This is a genomic window from Pseudoalteromonas sp. BSi20439 (assembly GCF_000241165.1).
Classification (GTDB): domain Bacteria; phylum Pseudomonadota; class Gammaproteobacteria; order Enterobacterales; family Alteromonadaceae; genus Pseudoalteromonas.
Genome location: NZ_BADW01000084.1, coordinates 1 through 17,439, shown reverse-complemented (window position 1 = coordinate 17,439; position 17,439 = coordinate 1). Strand labels below are relative to the sequence as shown.

18 protein-coding genes and 1 pseudogene are annotated in these 17,439 nt (G+C 38.8%); 11 read left to right on the top strand and 8 right to left on the bottom strand.

Annotated features, from left to right (window positions below; genetic code table 11):
- Nucleotides 1-288: 288 nt before the first annotated feature.
- The gene (gene smpB, locus P20439_RS07795) at nucleotides 289-768 is read right to left on the bottom strand and encodes an SsrA-binding protein SmpB (RefSeq protein ID WP_008109102.1); all 480 of its coding nucleotides are present in this window, start codon (nucleotides 766-768) and stop codon (nucleotides 289-291) included.
- A 148-nt stretch (nucleotides 769-916) separates the two neighbouring features.
- Here smpB and P20439_RS07790 point away from each other — a divergent pair, with 148 nt between their 5' ends.
- The gene (locus P20439_RS07790; protein ID WP_008109104.1) at nucleotides 917-1,357 is read left to right on the top strand and encodes a type II toxin-antitoxin system RatA family toxin; all 441 of its coding nucleotides are present in this window, start codon (nucleotides 917-919) and stop codon (nucleotides 1,355-1,357) included.
- Complete coding sequence (locus tag P20439_RS07785; RefSeq protein ID WP_008109106.1) at nucleotides 1,354-1,677, top strand: RnfH family protein; 324 nt, start codon at nucleotides 1,354-1,356, stop codon at nucleotides 1,675-1,677. Before P20439_RS07790 ends, P20439_RS07785 begins: the two co-directional genes overlap by 4 nt.
- A 54-nt stretch (nucleotides 1,678-1,731) precedes the next feature.
- Here P20439_RS07785 and P20439_RS07780 read toward each other — a convergent pair whose 3' ends face one another.
- Nucleotides 1,732-2,091 (bottom strand): outer membrane protein assembly factor BamE, encoded by a 360-nt coding sequence (locus tag P20439_RS07780; protein WP_008109107.1) that lies wholly within the window; start codon nucleotides 2,089-2,091, stop codon nucleotides 1,732-1,734.
- Nucleotides 2,092-2,197: 106 nt separating this feature from the next.
- On the opposite strand from P20439_RS07780, the gene P20439_RS07775 reads away from it, so the two are divergent.
- Entirely contained in the window at nucleotides 2,198-2,539 is a 342-nt protein-coding gene (locus tag P20439_RS07775; protein ID WP_036933212.1) for a GIY-YIG nuclease family protein, read from the top strand.
- Here P20439_RS07775 and P20439_RS07770 read toward each other — a convergent pair.
- The 4 genes from P20439_RS07770 to ilvC all read right to left on the bottom strand — a co-directional run bounded on the left by P20439_RS07770 (nucleotide 2,485) and on the right by ilvC (nucleotide 8,214).
- On the bottom strand, nucleotides 2,485-3,309 hold the full coding sequence (locus P20439_RS07770) for a M28 family peptidase (protein ID WP_008465870.1): 825 nt from the start codon (nucleotides 3,307-3,309) through the stop codon (nucleotides 2,485-2,487). The two genes, P20439_RS07775 and P20439_RS07770, sit on opposite strands and share 55 nt — an antisense overlap.
- 88 nt (nucleotides 3,310-3,397) lie before the next feature.
- On the bottom strand, nucleotides 3,398-4,588 hold the full coding sequence (locus P20439_RS07765; protein ID WP_008465869.1) for a tetratricopeptide repeat protein: 1,191 nt from the start codon (nucleotides 4,586-4,588) through the stop codon (nucleotides 3,398-3,400).
- Between the two features lie 79 nt (nucleotides 4,589-4,667).
- Complete coding sequence (locus tag P20439_RS07760; RefSeq protein WP_008109113.1) at nucleotides 4,668-6,587, bottom strand: methyl-accepting chemotaxis protein; 1,920 nt, start codon at nucleotides 6,585-6,587, stop codon at nucleotides 4,668-4,670.
- Nucleotides 6,588-6,741: 154 nt separating this feature from the next.
- Nucleotides 6,742-8,214 carry a ketol-acid reductoisomerase gene (gene ilvC, locus P20439_RS07755; RefSeq protein WP_008109116.1) on the bottom strand — a complete coding sequence of 491 codons (1,473 nt, stop codon included), beginning with the start codon at nucleotides 8,212-8,214 and terminating at the stop codon, nucleotides 6,742-6,744.
- Nucleotides 8,215-8,352: 138 nt separating this feature from the next.
- Between ilvC and ilvY the strand changes: the two genes are divergently transcribed.
- The 6 genes and pseudogenes from ilvY (at nucleotide 8,353) to P20439_RS07725 (ending at nucleotide 13,693) form a co-directional block, all read left to right on the top strand.
- Entirely contained in the window at nucleotides 8,353-9,258 is a 906-nt protein-coding gene (gene ilvY, locus P20439_RS07750; RefSeq protein ID WP_008465868.1) for an HTH-type transcriptional activator IlvY, read from the top strand.
- Nucleotides 9,259-9,348: 90 nt separating this feature from the next.
- Nucleotides 9,349-10,394 (top strand): annotated as a pseudogene (locus tag P20439_RS07745) (GGDEF domain-containing protein).
- 111 nt (nucleotides 10,395-10,505) lie between these two features.
- Nucleotides 10,506-11,345, top strand: coding sequence for a MipA/OmpV family protein (locus P20439_RS07740; RefSeq protein ID WP_050947010.1), 840 nt, complete (start codon nucleotides 10,506-10,508; stop codon nucleotides 11,343-11,345).
- A gap of 13 nt (nucleotides 11,346-11,358) precedes the next feature.
- Nucleotides 11,359-11,724 (top strand): DUF3019 domain-containing protein, encoded by a 366-nt coding sequence (locus P20439_RS07735; RefSeq protein ID WP_008109122.1) that lies wholly within the window; start codon nucleotides 11,359-11,361, stop codon nucleotides 11,722-11,724.
- A gap of 14 nt (nucleotides 11,725-11,738) precedes the next feature.
- Entirely contained in the window at nucleotides 11,739-12,431 is a 693-nt protein-coding gene (locus P20439_RS07730) for a response regulator (protein ID WP_008109125.1), read from the top strand.
- 26 nt (nucleotides 12,432-12,457) lie between these two features.
- The gene (locus tag P20439_RS07725) at nucleotides 12,458-13,693 is read left to right on the top strand and encodes an ATP-binding protein (RefSeq protein ID WP_008109127.1); all 1,236 of its coding nucleotides are present in this window, start codon (nucleotides 12,458-12,460) and stop codon (nucleotides 13,691-13,693) included.
- 110 nt (nucleotides 13,694-13,803) lie between these two features.
- Here P20439_RS07725 and P20439_RS07720 read toward each other — a convergent pair whose 3' ends face one another.
- Complete coding sequence (locus P20439_RS07720) at nucleotides 13,804-14,025, bottom strand: DUF3820 family protein (RefSeq protein WP_008109131.1); 222 nt, start codon at nucleotides 14,023-14,025, stop codon at nucleotides 13,804-13,806.
- A 286-nt stretch (nucleotides 14,026-14,311) separates the two neighbouring features.
- A complete protein-coding gene (locus P20439_RS07715; RefSeq protein ID WP_036933206.1) occupies nucleotides 14,312-15,883 on the bottom strand; it encodes a cation:proton antiporter family protein in 1,572 nt (523 codons plus the stop codon).
- Between the two features lie 309 nt (nucleotides 15,884-16,192).
- Here P20439_RS07715 and P20439_RS07710 point away from each other — a divergent pair, with 309 nt between their 5' ends.
- The gene (locus tag P20439_RS07710; protein ID WP_008465862.1) at nucleotides 16,193-16,936 is read left to right on the top strand and encodes a sporulation protein; all 744 of its coding nucleotides are present in this window, start codon (nucleotides 16,193-16,195) and stop codon (nucleotides 16,934-16,936) included.
- A gap of 47 nt (nucleotides 16,937-16,983) precedes the next feature.
- Nucleotides 16,984-17,427, top strand: coding sequence for a GNAT family N-acetyltransferase (locus P20439_RS07705; RefSeq protein WP_008465860.1), 444 nt, complete (start codon nucleotides 16,984-16,986; stop codon nucleotides 17,425-17,427).
- The last annotated feature ends 12 nt before the right edge of the window (nucleotides 17,428-17,439 follow it).

The following is a 17,439-nucleotide window of genomic DNA, read 5'->3' as shown; positions in this document are numbered from 1 at the left end:
TAAGTCCTTGTTGATATGTTATAATTTACTTGTTTTTACAAGTCGAATTATTAATACCATGTAACTTAAGCGTTATCAATTAGCCGCAAAGATGATTTTGTTATCGGCACGAATATGTACTGATTTTCTCAATGAAGGAAAACGATGGGATACTTGCTATCTGCTGCGGGAGAGTGTTTTTATCATTATTTAAAAATAAATCACCGAGCAACTTTAATTTGTAATAATTTGTATTTTGCTAGAAGTTTAATCAAAAAAAACGCCTAACATCATGTTAGGCGTTTTTATTTAAACTTTATGTTTCATTAAACGTTCTTTTTCACGGGACCAATCTTTATTTTTACCGTCTTCACGTTTGTCATGCATTTTCTTACCTTTAGCTAAATGGAATTCAAGCTTCACCCAGCATTTTTTCCAATACATAGCGGTGGCAACTAATGAATAACCATCACGCTCAGTTGCACCAACTAAGCGGTCGAGTTCACGCCTGCTTAGTAGTAATTTACGGTAACGTAGCGGGTCACAAATAACATGGGTCGATGCACTATTTAAAGGCTGAATGGTACTGCCTAATAAAAATGCTTCACCGTTTTTAAGATGAATATAAGTTTCAGAGATATTTACTTTACCTGCTCGGATACTTTTTACTTCCCAGCCTTGGAGTTCAACACCTGCTTCAAACTTGTCGTGTAAAAAATACTCGTGTCGCGCTTTTTTATTTAGCGCGATGGTATTACTTGTCGATTTTGATGAATTTTTCTTAGCCATAGTGCCCTATAATATACGTTATACAAGATGTTTTACATCGATTTTTTTAAATTATACATGCAAAAGCGAAGGATTAATTTAAGCGCGATGAAAGTTTGGGGAAACGCACAAAGCTTGCTAAAATTCCTGCACACAGTTGGGAGTGAGTATGCCACAAATAGAAAAAAGCGCGCTGGTTATGTACAGCACTAAAGAGATGTTTGATCTAGTCAATGATGTAGAAGCCTATTCACAGTTTTTACCTAATTGTTCAGACTCAAAAATTATTAAGCAGCATGATAATAACATGACCGCTAGTTTAGAAATATCTAAAGCCGGCATAAAAAAATGGTTTACCACTGAAAATACGCTAATTGATGAACAAACAGTGATGCTTCGCTTGGTTGATGGTCCTTTTAAAACCCTGCAAGGTCGCTGGCACTTTCAGCAATTAGATACGCATGCGTGTAAGGTTAATTTACAGCTAGACTTTGAGTTTTCAAGTAAGCTCATAGAGCTAGCGTTTGGTAAAATTTTTAATGATGTGGCAAAAAACATGGTGAGTGCGTTTACTCAACGTGCAAAAACAGTGTATGGAGAACGTGCATGATCAATATTGAAGTTGTGTTCGCGTTACCCACTAAGGCAACCACGTTAAATATAGAAGTGCTGCAAGGCACAACGGCTGAGCAAGCGGTAATACAGTCAGGGATTATCAAAAAGTGCCCTGAGATTGATGCAACCGATTTAACTTTAGGCGTATGGAACAGAACGGTAAAGCTTAATCATGAGCTTAAAGATGGCGACAGGATTGAAATTTACCGCCCATTAATTGCCGACCCTAAAGATGCTCGCAGGAAACGCGCTGAAAAAGCCAAAGAAGAGGGCCGCGCTAATAAAGTAACAGGTGGCCGGCCGTTAGATCGTTAGATACAAAAAAGGTGAGCCATGCTCACCTTTTTTAATTAAACCTTAAGAGCTTTCTTATTGCTCTAAAGGTGTTGTAAAGTTTTCTGGTTGCTCATAGTCGCCCGATACCGTAACCAGCTTTTCATTTTCAAAGTTTAAGACTAATGATTTAAATTGTTCATTAGCTCGCCCTTTATTAAAGCTGTATACATAACGCCAAGTACTTTTATCGAAGGCGTCTTCGGCAATGGGTCTGCCTAATACGTAAATTACTTGTTCGCGAGTCATATTAACGCGAAGCTTATCAACGTCTGATTGTTCTAAAAAGTTACCTTGAGGGATGTTGATTCGGTATACCCAGCTAGAACAACCTGCGGCTGAACTAAGCGTTAAAGCGACGATAAGCCAAAGAGAAAAAGTTTTTAACGACTGCATTGTTAGTTGTGATCCTTATTTTTTATAATCTGCATGATACCGATTAGTCACTCAAGGTAAAACCCTTTTGAGTAATTGTTTTTGTTTAGCGCGTAAAGGCGAGGTTTTGACCATTAATAATCAAAAAAGTTTAAACAATGAGTTGAGCAATAGTAAAAATAAACCGGCTATTTGGTCACTTTATATTGTGCAAACACGGTTTGGTCATTGGTATACCGGCATTACGGTTGATGTAACACGACGTATCGCCACTCACCAAGCAGGTAAAGGGGCAAAAAACCTTAAAGGTAAAGGGCCGCTGGTGCTCATTCATCAACAACAAGTAGGTACTAAAAGCGACGCAAGCAAATTAGAGTATGCGATTAAAAAACTTCCACGAGCAAAAAAAGAGGCTTATGTTGCTGCTTTTAAAGGGGGACTTAATACCACCGGGCTTGTCAAAAGCTGATTAATAAATGCCTCAATTAGCAATACGGCTTCTTGATAGAGGGGAGTGTTTATATTTTCGAGCGTATCTTTAGCACTATGATGGAAGTTATCTGCCCCCATAGAAAAGTACACATACGGAATTTTTTGTTTAGCGAATGAATAATGGTCACTGGCTCTGTGCCAATCTATTTGTTTCGTGTTGGTGAGTCGGCTCATTTTTCGTGATGAATAAATAGGTTTTAATTTCACTTTGTTACCCTTAATCTGAGTAAATACTAAGTTAAGTTGGCTTTTTAAGGCGCGACTTGTTAGCGCGTATAATCGCTTATGCGATTTTTTAATTGCCAACATATCTAGGTTAATATTTAAAACAATAGGGAGCTGGCGCATTGTTTTAGCAAAGTGCTCACTGCCGTGTAAGCCATTTTCTTCAGCGTCTGTTGCAACAAACATAAAGCGGTAAGAGGAAGAGGCCGTTAGCGCATGCGATAAATACAGCAATGCGGCAACACCCGAGGCGTTATCGTTAGCGCCAGGGTGTAATTTCCCCGCTTTTAGGCCTAAATGATCATAATGCGCAGTAATAACAATAACAGGTAAATCTTTTACTGTATTAGTAGCAATAATATTAACGCCTTGTGCGCTAGAAAACAGCCCTGAGGAATAAGTAAAAGGTTGTTCACTTACTATGAGTTGATGCTCTTTGAAGCGTGTTTTTAAATACTCCCTAGTGAGCAAGGCAGCATGACTATTCGTTTTTCTACCAGCCAATTCTGGGCTGGTTAACATAGTTAAATCAGTTAATAATTGTGGCTCAATCTGTTTACAAAGTCCGCTCCAACTTATAAAAAGTACGACACATGTTAAGCTAAATAATTTAATAATGATTCGCCTTAGCGGTGAGTGATTTTAATGCAATGAGCTTATTGTCATAGCGCTGCATTTCATGAACAAAGTCTGCTTTTTTTCTAGCTTTACGCAAATGAAACTCCGCTTTAGTTATATTATTTAATTCAAAGTAACTGCGGGCTAGTCCAAAGTGACTTTCATGTAAGGTTGGTGACATAGCGTTTGCTTTTTTATAATGGCTAATCGCGTTTGTATAGTCACCACTTACATAGTCACTGTTACCAAGCGATATATGATAATAAGGGTTAGTTTGGCGCTTTCTGTCAAGCTCTGCTAATAGCTTATCGCCTTCGGCTACTCTATCTGTGAGTTTATATAATAATGCTAAATTACCTTGCGCAGTATTATTATCAGCGTTTAAGGCAATGGCATAGCGGTACATTTCCTCCGCTTGCTTTAAATCACCTAATTGTTTAAAGAGTACCCCTAAATTTCCCCAACTGGCACTAAATGAGGAATCGGTATTGATTGCTGCTTTAAAATAACTATAAGCTAAATCAAACTGTTTATTAACCAATGCCTCACCGCCTTTATTATTATAAAACATGGCGGTTACTCGCTTTTTTGATAACGATGAGGTTGCAAAACGAGCTTGTCGGCTATTGGGGTCAAAATCAATGATTAAACGTTGATTACGCTGATAAACAAGTGAGCTGTCTTTGAGCTTCGTTTTATTGTCTATGGCCAGGTTGATATGCCCAGTGAGTAAATTAAACCCTTGGTTTAACGCCCAGTATTCTGGAATATGTACTTTTTGAAAGCGGGCCTTAAGGCCTAAATGTTCGGCTAAGCTATACGCTAAAATAGAGAGGGAAAGACAGTTAGCATTTAAATTTTGATAGCTTTGAGACGCTGTTTGTGTGCTGGTAGATTGATAAGATAGTGAGTTATCACCATTTGTGAGTAAAAAACTAAGTACACTATAGGCAATTTCGTCAGCAGATTTTCGCGTTTGTACATAAGCACTTAACTGTTGTTTGAGGCTATGGTCGAGTTGAAATATTTGTTGCTCAGACTCTACAAGCTGCTGTTGTAGTTGCATTGGGGGAGCAATAATAGGGATTGGCACACTTATATTGGCGTTATCTGTGGTGCTACACGCACTTAAACTGAGCAAACAAGCAGCTAGTAAGTAATGTTTACCTTGAACAGCACTCATACACACCTCTGTACAAAAAACACACTGTAAGTATAGTGGCTATTTGGTACAGAGGTTATTTTTTAACGTAACAAACTATTTAACGCTGCTGGTTAAATGTGGCCACTAGTGCATCAAGTGTTTGTGCGCTGGTGGCTAAATCACGAATTGCTTGTTCAGTATTGATTTGTTCACTCATTGATTTATCACTGATCTCACTAATTTGCTCAATACTTCGACCCACATCATTTACTACGCTACTTTGTTGTTCGGTAGCGGTGGCTATTAGAGTTGCCATGTCGTTAATTTCATTTGCTGTTTCAGTAATCGTATTAAGTAACTCAACCGAGCTTTGCATTGCGCTGACGCTTTGTTGGGCTTTATTCTTTGATTGGCTAATATCATTTACAACATCATCTGAAATTTGAGTGAGCTCTTCAATCATTGATTGTATTTCAGTGGTTGACTGTGATGTACGATTCGCCAGTGCTCTTACTTCATCAGCAACGACTGCAAACCCTCGACCATGTTCACCAGCGCGTGCAGATTCAATGGCTGCATTAAGTGCCAGCAAGTTGGTTTGCTCTGAAATCCCTCTAATTGAATCCACTATGCTTGCAATATCAATGGTTTTTTTAGAAAGCAAAGCAACTTGCTCGGTAATACCATCAATGTCGCTGGCAAGGGCTGAGATTGTCGTTTGGCTCTGTAATACTTGCTGATGACTTTGTTTGGTATTATCGCGGCTATCGTTGGTTAACTTAGCAGCATTAGCGGCACTTTGTGCTATTTCTTGCACCGTAGCGCCCATTTCATTAATCGCTGCAGCAACCGAAATGGTTTGCTCTTTTTGTTTATCCAACGCTAACGAGTTTTGTTTTGCTTGCGCAAAGACATGATCAGAGCTTTGACGAATACCATGGCTTTCATCAGCTACTTGCACAATGGCGGTTTCTATTTTTTCAATAAATTGGTTAAAGCCCGACGTTAAATTATTGAGTTCAGGTTGAGGTGATGTAGGTAGGCGATAAGCTAAATTAGCATCGCCACGTCCTAAACGAGAAAACAACTCCGCCATTTTTGATAACGGTGAGGCTAAAGAACGAGCTAATAAGTAACTGATCACGCTTGCGATAAGTGCTGTGATGATAGTGAATGTGAATATTTGCCACTCTAGAGTGTTTACGCTTGCGAAAACTTCGCTTTTTGGTACTTGAGCTAACACAAATAAGTCGGTGTTTTTAATTGGTGTGGCAGCAATCAGCGTGGCTTGTCCGTTAATATTTACTTCTTCTAATGCAAAGCCGTTTTCATCAAGTAATTTGTTATGAATATTGGCACTGTAAATACTATCTATATTAACCTTGGCAACTTTAGCTGCATCTTTATGTAGCTGAATTAAGCCATTTTTATCGGCAATAAATACAAACCCTGACTGCTCAATTTTAAACTGTTGAAGCAGCTTTTGCATATCTGTGATGCTTTTTGCTAAGCCCGCCAAGCCGAATCCATTGGGCTGCTGGTGATTAACAAACATTTTTACATCGTTTTCAGATTCTTGATAAATACTGATTGAGTAGGGTTGTTTTGATTGAGTAAAAGCAAAAAACCAGCCATCTGCAGCATCATTTTTTAAAACACGCAAAAAGCCATCTTGGTTCCAATATTGCGCGGTATTCTTATTAGCCCATGAAGCGGTAGCAAGATCATATTGCTCAACCAAACGATTGAGTTCTTTGAGTAAAAGTGCATCATTGGTGTTGCCAGAGTTTGCCCAATCTAAAATAAAGGTATTGGCAGAAAGCTGCTGTGCTGCGCCTAGAAGTTCATTGATCTCCCCACCAATATGATTACTGATTGTTTGCAGTTTACTTGGCAGTTCCGATTCGATCATGCGTTGCTCAATAATATTCTTTGAGTTATGCAAAGACGTCAAACCAATTAATACAGCAACACAAATAGCAATAATGCTTCCAAGCGCTGTTATTTTTTGAGTAATAGAGAGATTTTGTATCGTCATGATAATACTTATATTTACAACTTAGGCAATGAGAGGATTATTTTAGCACATTATTTATTTTCGGCTATTGATGAATAATTTACATTAAAAAAAGCCCACAGCAAAATGCAAGTGGGCTTGGTTTCTAACAAGTGAAAGTTCTAGGGTTATAGAATTAAACTATTTTTTTCATTGCCGACATATAGCCGCGTAATTTAGCACCCACTTTTTCAACAGGGTGTTCACGCAGTGCGGTATTTATTTGAATCAATGTTTGATTATCTACTTGGTTACTTTGCTCATTTAAGCCTTTACCAATAACATCGGTATCAATATCTTGCATAAACTCTTGTAGTAGTGGCAAACATGCATGGTTGTATAAGTAGCAACCATATTCTGCCGTATCTGAAATAGTACGATTCATTTCAAACAGCTTTTTACGTGCAATGGTATTAGCAATTAATGGCGTTTCATGCAGTGACTCATAATAAGCAGATTCTGCAATAATACCGGCTGCAGTCATGGTTTCAAATGCCAGCTCTACGCCGGCTTTTACCATGGCCACCATTAAAATGCCGTTATCAAAAAATTCTTGTTCAGTAATTTCTACATCACCTGCTGGTGTTTTTTCAAAATGAGTTTCTGCAGTTTCAGCACGCCATTTTAATAAGTTAGCGTCATCGTTTGCCCAGTCTTCCATCATTACCCGTGAAAATGTGCCATCGATTATGTCATCTTGGTGTTTGTTATACAGTGGGCGCATGATTACTTTTAGCTGCTCACTTAATTCAAATGCTCTGACTTTGGCAGGGTTTGATAGGCGGTCAAGCATATTGGTAACGCCGCCATACTTAAGTGCTTCTGTGATCACTTCCCAACCATATTGAATTAGTTTTGAGGCATAGCCAGCATCAATCCCTTTATCAATCATCTTATCAAAACATAAAATAGAACCTGTTTGTAACATGCCACATAAAATGGTTTGCTCACCCATTAAGTCAGATTTGACCTCGGCGATAAACGATGACTTAAGTACCCCTGCACGATGACCACCCGTACCTGCAGCATAAGCTTTTGCTTGCGCTAAACCATGCCCTTGAGGGTCGTTCTCTGGGTGAACCGCAATGAGTGTGGGTACACCAAAGCCGCGTTTATACTCTTCACGTACTTCGGAACCTGGGCATTTTGGTGCAACCATAATTACGGTTATGTCTTCACGTACTTGCATACCTTCTTCTACAATATTAAAACCATGTGAGTAAGCAAGCGTTGAGCCGTGTTTCATTAATGGCATGATGGCATTAACAACCGCGGTGTGCTGTTTATCCGGTGTTAGGTTAAGTACAACATCAGCTGTTGGGATCAATTCTTCGTAAGTACCCACTTTAAAACCATTGTCAGATGCATTTAAAAATGATTGACGGCGCTCAGCGATCGCTGACTCACGAAGTGTATAGGCTACATTTAAACCCGAATCACGTAAATTTAAGCCTTGATTTAAACCCTGTGCGCCACAGCCGACAATCACTAACTTTTTACCCTTGAGTGCGGCAACGCCGTCGTTAAATTCGTCTGCACCCATAAATTCACATTGTGCTAATTGCGCTAATTGTTCGCGTAAAGGTAAGCTATTAAAATAATTTGCCATGATTAAGGTTCCTATTAATTCAATTTGTTAGATGCATTGCGTTTGCTTTGCTTGGAATAACCATATGAAAAATCTCTTCTTGCGTAAAATGATATATTTGAATTAAAGTGTTTCATAAAATGAAATACAGGCGTTGACATGGATCATAAGCATTTACATTACTTTTTAGCGTTAGCAAAAACGCTTCATTTTTCTCGTGCCAGTGAGTTGTGTCATGTAAGTGCTCCTACTTTAAGCCGTAACATTAAGCAATTAGAAGATGAAGTAGGGGTGATGTTATTTCAGCGTGATAATCGCAGTGTAAAGCTTACCCGCGAAGGCATTGCATTTAAGGAGTACGCCAGTGCAACGCTTACTAATTGGCAGCGTTTTAAGGCTAATTTAAACGAGCCGCAACAACACATTTATGGCAATGTAAGCCTTTATTGTTCAGTTACCGCGTCCTACAGTTTTTTGCATCATATTTTAGAGCAACTGAGAGCTCAGCATCAGCATATTGAAATCACCTTAAATACGGGCGATCCCGCTTTGGCTATTAACCGAGTGTTAGATGGGCATGAATCTATGGCCATTGCAGCCAGGCCCAGTAAATTACCTGCACAAATTGCATTTGTAGACATTGGTTATTCGCAACTGGTATTAATTGCGCCCACTATTCAATGCCCGATCACAGAAAAACTAGCCACTAACACCGAGACTATTGATTGGTCCGAGCTTGAGTTTATTGTTGCTGAAAAAGGGTTTTCACGTCAAAGGTTGGAGCAATGGTGGCGAAAAAATAACGTTCAGGGAAAAATTTACGCGCAAGTGGCTGGGCATGAAGCCATGGTATCTATGGTGAGTTTAGGCTTAGGTGTGGCTATGATCCCAAAAATTGTACTTGATAATAGCCCGCTAAACGATAAAGTGCAGGTTTTAGAGTACAAAGGCGAGCCACCACAAGGGTTTAAAATTGGTCTGGCGGTATTACACAAAGAATTGAATGATCCAGCGATTAGTGCGCTTTGGAATATTGCACAAAATATGGGAGAAAACATAATATAGGCTTGTTGGATGATAAAAAAGTGTTAATATAAACCGCTAATATTTATGTGTTTATTAACATTTTTGTTGTGATGTCTGAGAGTTTCAATTATGGATAATACTGCCTCACTTGCTCATTCTGCCCAGTGTTTAAAAAAGCCATTCCGCTTATGGTTAAGTACAAAATGCCGGTAACGCCAATTAATTATGCGATTTGGTACTGTTATGTACAGGGCGATAATCCACAACTAAATACAGAGCTTGATAAAGTTATCGGTCAGCACAATACCTGCTCGGCCCAAAGTGCTCAGGAAATTTTTGATAAATATATAAACGATGAAGAATTAGCGTTTTTCCAACAAATGTCTGAAAAATTTCATGGTACGGTAGAGCAAGTACAGTTTGATTTGAGTGACTCTATTCAGTATTCAAAAAGTTTTACTACCTCGTTAGTTGACTCACAAAATGAGTTAAAAACACTCTCTAGTATTAACTCATTTAATGAAATTTTGTCTTGTGTAGAGCGTTTAACAGACGAATCTATTGCCATGCAAGATTACGCCCGTGGTTTCCAAACTAAATTAGCGCAAGCATATAATGAGATTAAAGATTTAAAAGAAGCTCTGACTATGACTCAAGAAGCGGTTGATAAAGATTCGCTAACGGGGTTATATAATCGCGGCAAGTTTGATACCGACATAGTCGAGTTTTGCCTTCATGCATCTTCACAAGACGAGCAAGATAAGTTAGCCGTGTTAATAATGTTCGATATCGATCACTTTAAACGTTTTAATGATGATTTTGGTCATCAAAAAGGCGATGAGGTACTCAAACTTGTTGCTCAAAAAGTGCAAAATAGCGTGCAAGAACAATACAATGCTTATCGTTTCGGTGGTGAAGAATTTTGTATCACGGGTTACTTTGATAGCATTAATGATGCAATGATCTTTTGTAATAAGTTACGCTTAAGTATTGCTAAATTAACTATCCGTAAGAAAGAAGATAGTAATAATAAACGTAATATCTCAGCAAGTTTTGGCATAGCTCTAATGCAGTCTTTTAGTAAGAGCTGTTTATTAGTAGAAAAAGCCGATAGAGCACTTTATTTAGCTAAAACTCATGGTCGAAATCGAGTTGAAATAGCCGCCAATTTGTAAACGTGTTCCGTTTGTATCAAATTTGTTAATGATTGTAACCCTCTAGAGCTTGTACTGATACTACTTGCTACTATAGGGTCAAAGCCACTTTATAAACTAGTGAATAACTCCATGATGTTACATCTGAGAATAAAAATATGCATTTTATTGGCGTTATTTAGCGCTAATGCAATTGCTCAGACGCAGCAACATATCTCTACGGATGAACTTAAGATTAGTGTCAGCTTAGGGGCTGGAGTGATCAGTAATCCTTTATACGGTGCTGACAACATTCCTTTGTTGGTGGTTCCACAAGTAGCTTATTATGGCCAAAATTGGTTTTTTGATAACGGTCGCTTAGGTTATTCTTTTTTACAAAGCGATACGCATAACATTAGCTTAGTGTCAGAAATTAACCCAGAATCACGGTTTTTTATTGATTGGCACCCGCAAAATATATTCCCGCTCACAGCAATGTCTAATAATGAAATATTAGAATCACAACACATTGAATCTCCTCGCCAGATTAATATTAATAACATTCAAAAAAGACGAGTGGTGTTGGATGCGGGTGTGAGTTATTTTTTTGTAAAACAACAACATGTTTTTTCTGCGCAATTATTGCATGACGTAAACAGTGTTTATAATAGCTACAGAGGATCGCTACAATGGCAATACCATTTTGATCTTAAGTTGTTAAAACTTAAATCGACCTTAGGCGTTAACTATAAATCAGCCCAACTAAATAACTACTTTTATGGCTTAAACAGCACAGAATCTTCATATGGTGAAATAGAAGTTGGTAGTAGCTGGCAACCTTATGCTAAAATCGACGCCCGTTGGCCCCTAGGTAAAACCAACGCGCTTCGTTTTCATTTAGCATATTATGACTATTCAGCAATGGATAGCAGCCCGCTCTTTGAACATGACTATTCAATGACCGCCTTTATAGGATTCGAACATACATTTTAATATGAAGTGTTTTATGTTGGTTGTGTTTGCAGCTTCATTTTTTAGCAACATTAGCGTTGCAAAAGCCTCTTCACTTAACGTATCACCCAAAGTCTGTGTGGTTTCCGAACAACAAGAATTTTGTGATCTTGAGTTAAAATTTAACTGGCAACTGTCTGAGCCAAGCGATGTGTGTTTATACCAGCAAGATACTCAGTTGCAATGTTGGCAAGGGGTAAAAAAAGGGCAACTTAGTTATAAAGCGCGTGTTCAGGTAGAGACCATATACTCCCTGATTAATCCCCTTACAGGTGTATCATTAGCGAGTGTGCAAGTAGAAGTGCAGACTGTATACGCTAAGAAAAAACATCGGCTACGCTCACCTTGGAGCTTTTTTTAATTTAGGAGCAGTAAATGCCAAAGATATTACTTGTTGAAGATGACTTAGGGTTGCAACAATTAACCAAAGACTATCTTGAGCATAATGGCTTAGAAGTTGACGTATTAGATCGCGGTGACGAAGTGTTTCCTTATTTGAGTGAAAATCATGCTGATCTAATCATTTTAGATGTGATGTTGCCAGGAAAAGATGGCTTTAGCGTGTGTCGTCAAGTGCGCGACAAATACACCTTACCTATTTTAATGCTTACCGCAAAGGGTGAAGATTTTGACCAAGTTATTGGCTTAGAACTCGGTGCTGACGATTACGTTATTAAACCTGCTGAGCCGCGCGTGTTATTGGCTCGAATTAGTGCATTACTGCGCCGTGGGCAGCCTAGCGTAAAAGCCGTTGAAGAGCTTAAATTTGGTGACTTATCAATAGATAAAACTAGTCGAATTGTAAAGCTAAGCGGTGTTGAAATTGTATTAACTTCGCATGAGTTTGAATTACTGTGGTTGTTAGCTTCAAATGCCGGAGAGGTTCTCAGCCGAGAGCATGTGCACCAACATATGATTGGCCGTGAGTACGACGGGCTAGATCGAACCGTTGATGTACGCGTATCTCGTATTCGCAAGAAGCTTGGTGATAATAGTGATAAACCATACCGCATTAAAACGGTGTGGGGGCAAGGCTATTTATTTGTATCAGATGCGTGGGACATGTAATTAATGCAAGGTATTAGGCTAGGTTAATGGGAAAGCTATTTATAAGCCTTTACGTATATATTATTGCTTCTTTGTTTATTGCCAGTGGTGTTATAGAGCAGCTTTGGCCGTATGATGAATCTGAGCAACATGTTTTGTTAGATGATGAATTTGGGCAGTCGTTATGGCTGCTTTCTCAAACGCCAGATGGTCTTGAGCAGTTAAAACATAATTTTGATAGCCAAGTTATCGCCCCGCAAGATTTAGTTCTCCCGGCTGAGCAACAAATACAATTGACGCAAAATAATTACCTTTACTTGTATGATAAGCAGCAACGTATTGTTTGGTATGTTACTTTAAATAACTCTCATTTGTTACAAGTCGGCCCTTTAGGTGTTAAAGCTAAAAACACTGGGACCGTAATTCCTTATTTATTAGTTTTATTTATTATTAGCTTACCGATAGGGTTATGGAGCTTACTGTTATGGCGAGATTTTGCCAAGCTCAGCCAAGCCTGTGAAGCCGTCGGTGGGGCGCAAGATTTTCAATTAAGCGACAGCTCTAAATCATTCTTTTTACCCATCACTGATACACTGCAAGTAATGCAGCAACGAATTGAATTTTTACTGAGTGCTCAACAGGAACTGACCTCATCAGTGTCACATGAGTTCAGAACACCATTAGCGCGTTTGAAGTTTGCAATCGCGATGCTAGAGAATAAATTTCAAGATGGCAAAGCACAGCACTATTTATCTGATATGCAAATGGATATTCATGAGCTAGAATCCTTGGTATCAGAAATGCTGGAATACGCTCGTTTAGATACACAGCAACCAAGCTTGCAATTGGCTCCTTGTGATATCGTCGCATTAATTAAAGCCAATATCGAAAAAGTAAGTTTTGATACCCCTATTAAATTAACAACAACGCTACCGAGTCAATTTATTTACGTATGTGATAGCCATTTTATGTCGCGAGTACTACAAAATTTAATTAGTAACGCACTGAAACATGCTACGCAAAATGTGCATATTAGTTTAACTGCCAACGCTGCGAAGTTATTTCTGGTGATTGAAGATGATGGCCCAGGTATTGCCGGTGCTGAACGTGAGAAAGTGTTTAAACCCTTTACCCGCTTAGATAAAAGCCGTGCTAAAAAAACCGGTGGGTTTGGATTAGGGCTAGCAATTGTAAATAAAATTATTAGTTGGCATAAAGGGCAGTGCAAGATTGAAGACTCACCACTGGGTGGGGTTAAGTTTATTATCACCCTCGACAACTAAATCCCAAACAATAAAAAAGACGCCATAAAGGACGCTTTTTTGCGGTTTAAAACCAAAAAATACAACAAGTAGCAAATAGATAGACAGACCACTTATAAAAAAGTTCTATTTTATTTACTATTTTTTTCTAGTAGTGGCATCAGCATTTGCTCTAAACCATTAAGCTTCACTTCGTACATCATAGCGAGCTGAGAGCCAAGCTTGCTATCAGGAAAGCCTTGCTGTTTAAACCACACTAAGTAAGGCTCAGGCAGTAAAAGTAAAGGGCGTCCTGCATATTTGCCAAATGGCATAATGGTGTTAATCGCGATTTTTAGTTGTTGAGGATCCATTACTGACATCTTTTATAAATTAATTAGGATAAGTGTAAGGGATTTTAAGGGAATAAAATAGGCTGTAACGGGCAAGTAACAGCCTATTGATAGAGGGAGTAGGCCCTCTAATTTGAGAATCTTATTGGTCATTTAAAAGCAAGGGGTCCGTTATTTGTCTTTTATAAAACACAAACTTAGGTATTAGCTTTATTCAACCAGCACAGACATTTTACCTTATTTTTTGACCAATAAAATACTCAGATGTAAAGGAATGTAAATGCAATCTATTTGCATCTAAGCCCGATTACGGAAACAAGGTTTGCTTTACATGTTCCGCAAAACCGCTACCAGCCTCTAAGTAAAAGTTATAAGTAGAATCTATTCCCATATCCTCTAATTCTTTTTGCTGATCGGGATAGTTAGCAATGGCTGTAACTTGCCCTTTATAGCCTGATGCCTGCAACTGCTCTAAGGCAAAAATATTTTGCATATGCTTAGGCATAGTTAACATGACCATTTCAACATGGGAGTGATTAACGCGCTGCCAAAAATCGGGGTCAGTTGCATCAGCAATTAATACTCTGCGCCCACGTTTTATATGTTTATCAACCACCTCAGGTTTAATATCAATACCTGCTACAACATCAGGATGAGTTGAGTTTATTGTTTCGTAGGCACCGGTGCCAATTCTGCCCATACCAAAAATAACTATTTTGGTATCATTTAAGTTTACTGGAAGCTCTTCCGCTAAGCGGGTTTTACTTTCAAACTTCAATAAAAACCGTTCAATTTTAACGTACAGCTCGTTAGAACGTTTATTTAAAGGGGAAGCAATCACAAATGTGATCGATACGGCAATTGCGATAACGGCGAGCCATTCAGAGGTAACCATGCCGCTAGATGCTGCAACTGCGCAAACAATCAAGCCAAACTCACTAAAGTTAGCCAAACTAAACGCGGTGAGTAAAGAAGTACGAGCACGCAGTTTAAATAAGTTAGTTAATATGTAATAAAGCAGCGTTTTAACAGGAATAACTAATACTAAAATTAAGGCAACGACTAGAGAGTGGGCAGTAAGCTCAGCACTTAAACCAATACTTAAGAAAAAACCAACCAGTAATATATCTTTTAAGCTAAGTAATGACTTAGACAGCTCACCGGCTTTTTTGTGTGGGGCGAATATCATGCCAATGATCAATGCGCCTAAATCGCCCTTTAATCCTGCGAATTCAAAGGCATTATATCCTGCCACTAACGCAAAGAAGAAACCAAATAGCGGCAGTAGCTCACCGTGTTTAGAACGATTTAAAACCCAATACATAATAGGGCGAAACAAAGGTAGCGCAACAATTAATCCTAAGGCCCAAATGTTTGGTACTTTACCCGTACTGACCGCTAAGAAGAACACAGCAAATATATCTTGCATAACCAAAATACCAATGGCTATTTTACCATGCAAACTTGCCATTTCCCCACGCTCTTCCAGCACTTTTACAGCAAATACCGTGCTCGAAAAGCTCAGAGCAAAGCCAACTAACAACGCACTTTGCCAGCTTAAATCAACAAATAGCGGCAGTGCAAATACACCAAGCAACAACATAAAACCACTAAATAATGCGCTACTTAAAACAATGTGTATAGTTGCAGGAGCCCATACTTGAGGTTTCATAAGGTTAGAAATTTTTAGCTTGAGGCCAATACTAAAAAGTAGCAGTGTGACCCCTAAAGAGGCAATCGTTTCGAGTAGCTCCGTGCTTTTGTAGCCCGCTAAATTAAGAATAAACCCGGCCATAAGAAAGCCGATAAGTGGCGGTAATTTTAGCTGATATATACCAAAACCGCAGACGAAGGCGGTAGCAAAATAAATTAGTTCCATAGTTATTAGTATCACTGCATTTGGCATTGTAGTGTAGCGAAAAACAATGCTTATTGACAATTAATCTACTTATTTACTGCTGCTAATTGGCTGATAGTGACTATTTATCAGCTGATTACTAAAACATCTTTATACAGGCATAAAGTGGCTGTAAAGTACAAAAAATACACATATGTGGTTAGTTTTATGGTAAACAGCATGTAAATAGCAGTTTTTCGCTGACAAGCGCTTTTAAATGTGGTTAAGATGCCATAACGAAGGAGTTTAAGCGTAAGCGAACAAAAGTATTGCTTAGCTTAAGGAGAAAATATGTTTAAAAAAATTTTAGCATCGGTAGGCATTGGTGCCGCCAAAGTAGATACTATCCTAGAAACTGAGCATCTTCAGCCTGGGCAATTATTTAATGCACAAATTGTCATTACCGCAGGCGATGTAAGTCAAGAAATTGCGGGTTTAGATTTAATGTTAGTTACCCGAGTAAAAGTAGCCAGTGAAGACGGTGATTATTTTACTAATCATGTTATTGATCAGTGGCGCATTACTGATATTGGTACCGTTGAGTCTGGTGAAGTGAAAACCATTCCATTTGAGGCCCGTTTGCACTCAGAAACACCAATCACAGAAATTAATGCCGGTTATAACCAGTCTTATGTGTGGTTAGAAACAGGGCTTGATATTGATCTTGCACTTGATCCAACAGATAAAGACCATTTGCACATCTATCCGAATGAAGCGGTTAAAACCTGTATGCAAGCAATGGAGAAGCTTGGCTTTAGTTTAGTCAAAGCAGATGTAGAACAGGGGCATCTTCGTGCGTCTACTTTTCAATCTGTGTCGGGGTGTTACCAAGAGCTTGAATATCAACCAAATAGCCGTAGCTTATTTGGAATAAAAGAAATCGAACTGTCGTTTATTCCTGAAGCACATAAAACGCATGTGCTGATTGAGTTAGACAGAGCATTTAGAAGTGACGGTTATGTCGATTTAACCATTGAGCATGATCATGTTAACTTATCTCAGCTATGCGATCAGTTAGAACGACTGTTTGCTTGATGAATACAGAGGCTGATTAAGCCTCTGTAATAATAAGAGGTGTTTTAATGGCATTTAAATCTGAGCCATTCTCGGCGCTCGACTCCCAGACTTTGTTTGCCATTATGCGTAAACGTGTTGACGTATTTGTTGTAGAGCAAGCGTGTCCTTACCCCGAACTTGATGATGTTGATATTGCAGATGCTACTCGCCACCTGTATTCACTCGATGGGCAAACCGTAAATGCTTATGCTCGTTGTTATGAAAAAGATGCACAGTACAGTGCGATAGGGCGCGTTTTAGTTACTCAATCACAGCGCAGCTCTGGTTTAGGCAAAGAGTTAGTTAGCCACGCTATTAACTGCTGTAAGGCCCAATGGCCTTCTCGTGATATTTATATAGGCGCGCAAACCTACCTACTAAATTTTTATCGCTCATTTGGGTTTGAGTGCGTTGGTAATGAATACTTAGAGGATGGGATTGCCCATCAGGACATGATTTTAAAGCTGTAGATAATTCTCAAT

Bases quoted from the DNA above. Each gene is read 5' to 3' on its own strand.
- smpB (WP_008109102.1), bottom strand. From the start codon at position 768: ATGGCTAAGAAAAATTCATCAAAATCGACAAGTAATACCATCGCGCTA.
- P20439_RS07790 (WP_008109104.1), top strand. From the start codon at position 917: ATGCCACAAATAGAAAAAAGCGCGCTGGTTATGTACAGCACTAAAGAG.
- P20439_RS07785 (WP_008109106.1), top strand. From the start codon at position 1,354: ATGATCAATATTGAAGTTGTGTTCGCGTTACCCACTAAGGCAACCACG.
- P20439_RS07780 (WP_008109107.1), bottom strand. From the start codon at position 2,091: ATGCAGTCGTTAAAAACTTTTTCTCTTTGGCTTATCGTCGCTTTAACG.
- P20439_RS07770 (WP_008465870.1), bottom strand. From the start codon at position 3,309: ATGTTAACCAGCCCAGAATTGGCTGGTAGAAAAACGAATAGTCATGCT.
- P20439_RS07765 (WP_008465869.1), bottom strand. From the start codon at position 4,588: ATGAGTGCTGTTCAAGGTAAACATTACTTACTAGCTGCTTGTTTGCTC.
- P20439_RS07760 (WP_008109113.1), bottom strand. From the start codon at position 6,587: ATGACGATACAAAATCTCTCTATTACTCAAAAAATAACAGCGCTTGGA.
- ilvC (WP_008109116.1), bottom strand. From the start codon at position 8,214: ATGGCAAATTATTTTAATAGCTTACCTTTACGCGAACAATTAGCGCAA.
- ilvY (WP_008465868.1), top strand. From the start codon at position 8,353: ATGGATCATAAGCATTTACATTACTTTTTAGCGTTAGCAAAAACGCTT.
- P20439_RS07740 (WP_050947010.1), top strand. From the start codon at position 10,506: ATGATGTTACATCTGAGAATAAAAATATGCATTTTATTGGCGTTATTT.
- P20439_RS07735 (WP_008109122.1), top strand. From the start codon at position 11,359: ATGTTGGTTGTGTTTGCAGCTTCATTTTTTAGCAACATTAGCGTTGCA.
- P20439_RS07730 (WP_008109125.1), top strand. From the start codon at position 11,739: ATGCCAAAGATATTACTTGTTGAAGATGACTTAGGGTTGCAACAATTA.
- P20439_RS07725 (WP_008109127.1), top strand. From the start codon at position 12,458: ATGGGAAAGCTATTTATAAGCCTTTACGTATATATTATTGCTTCTTTG.
- P20439_RS07720 (WP_008109131.1), bottom strand. From the start codon at position 14,025: ATGGATCCTCAACAACTAAAAATCGCGATTAACACCATTATGCCATTT.
- P20439_RS07715 (WP_036933206.1), bottom strand. From the start codon at position 15,883: ATGGAACTAATTTATTTTGCTACCGCCTTCGTCTGCGGTTTTGGTATA.
- P20439_RS07710 (WP_008465862.1), top strand. From the start codon at position 16,193: ATGTTTAAAAAAATTTTAGCATCGGTAGGCATTGGTGCCGCCAAAGTA.
- P20439_RS07705 (WP_008465860.1), top strand. From the start codon at position 16,984: ATGGCATTTAAATCTGAGCCATTCTCGGCGCTCGACTCCCAGACTTTG.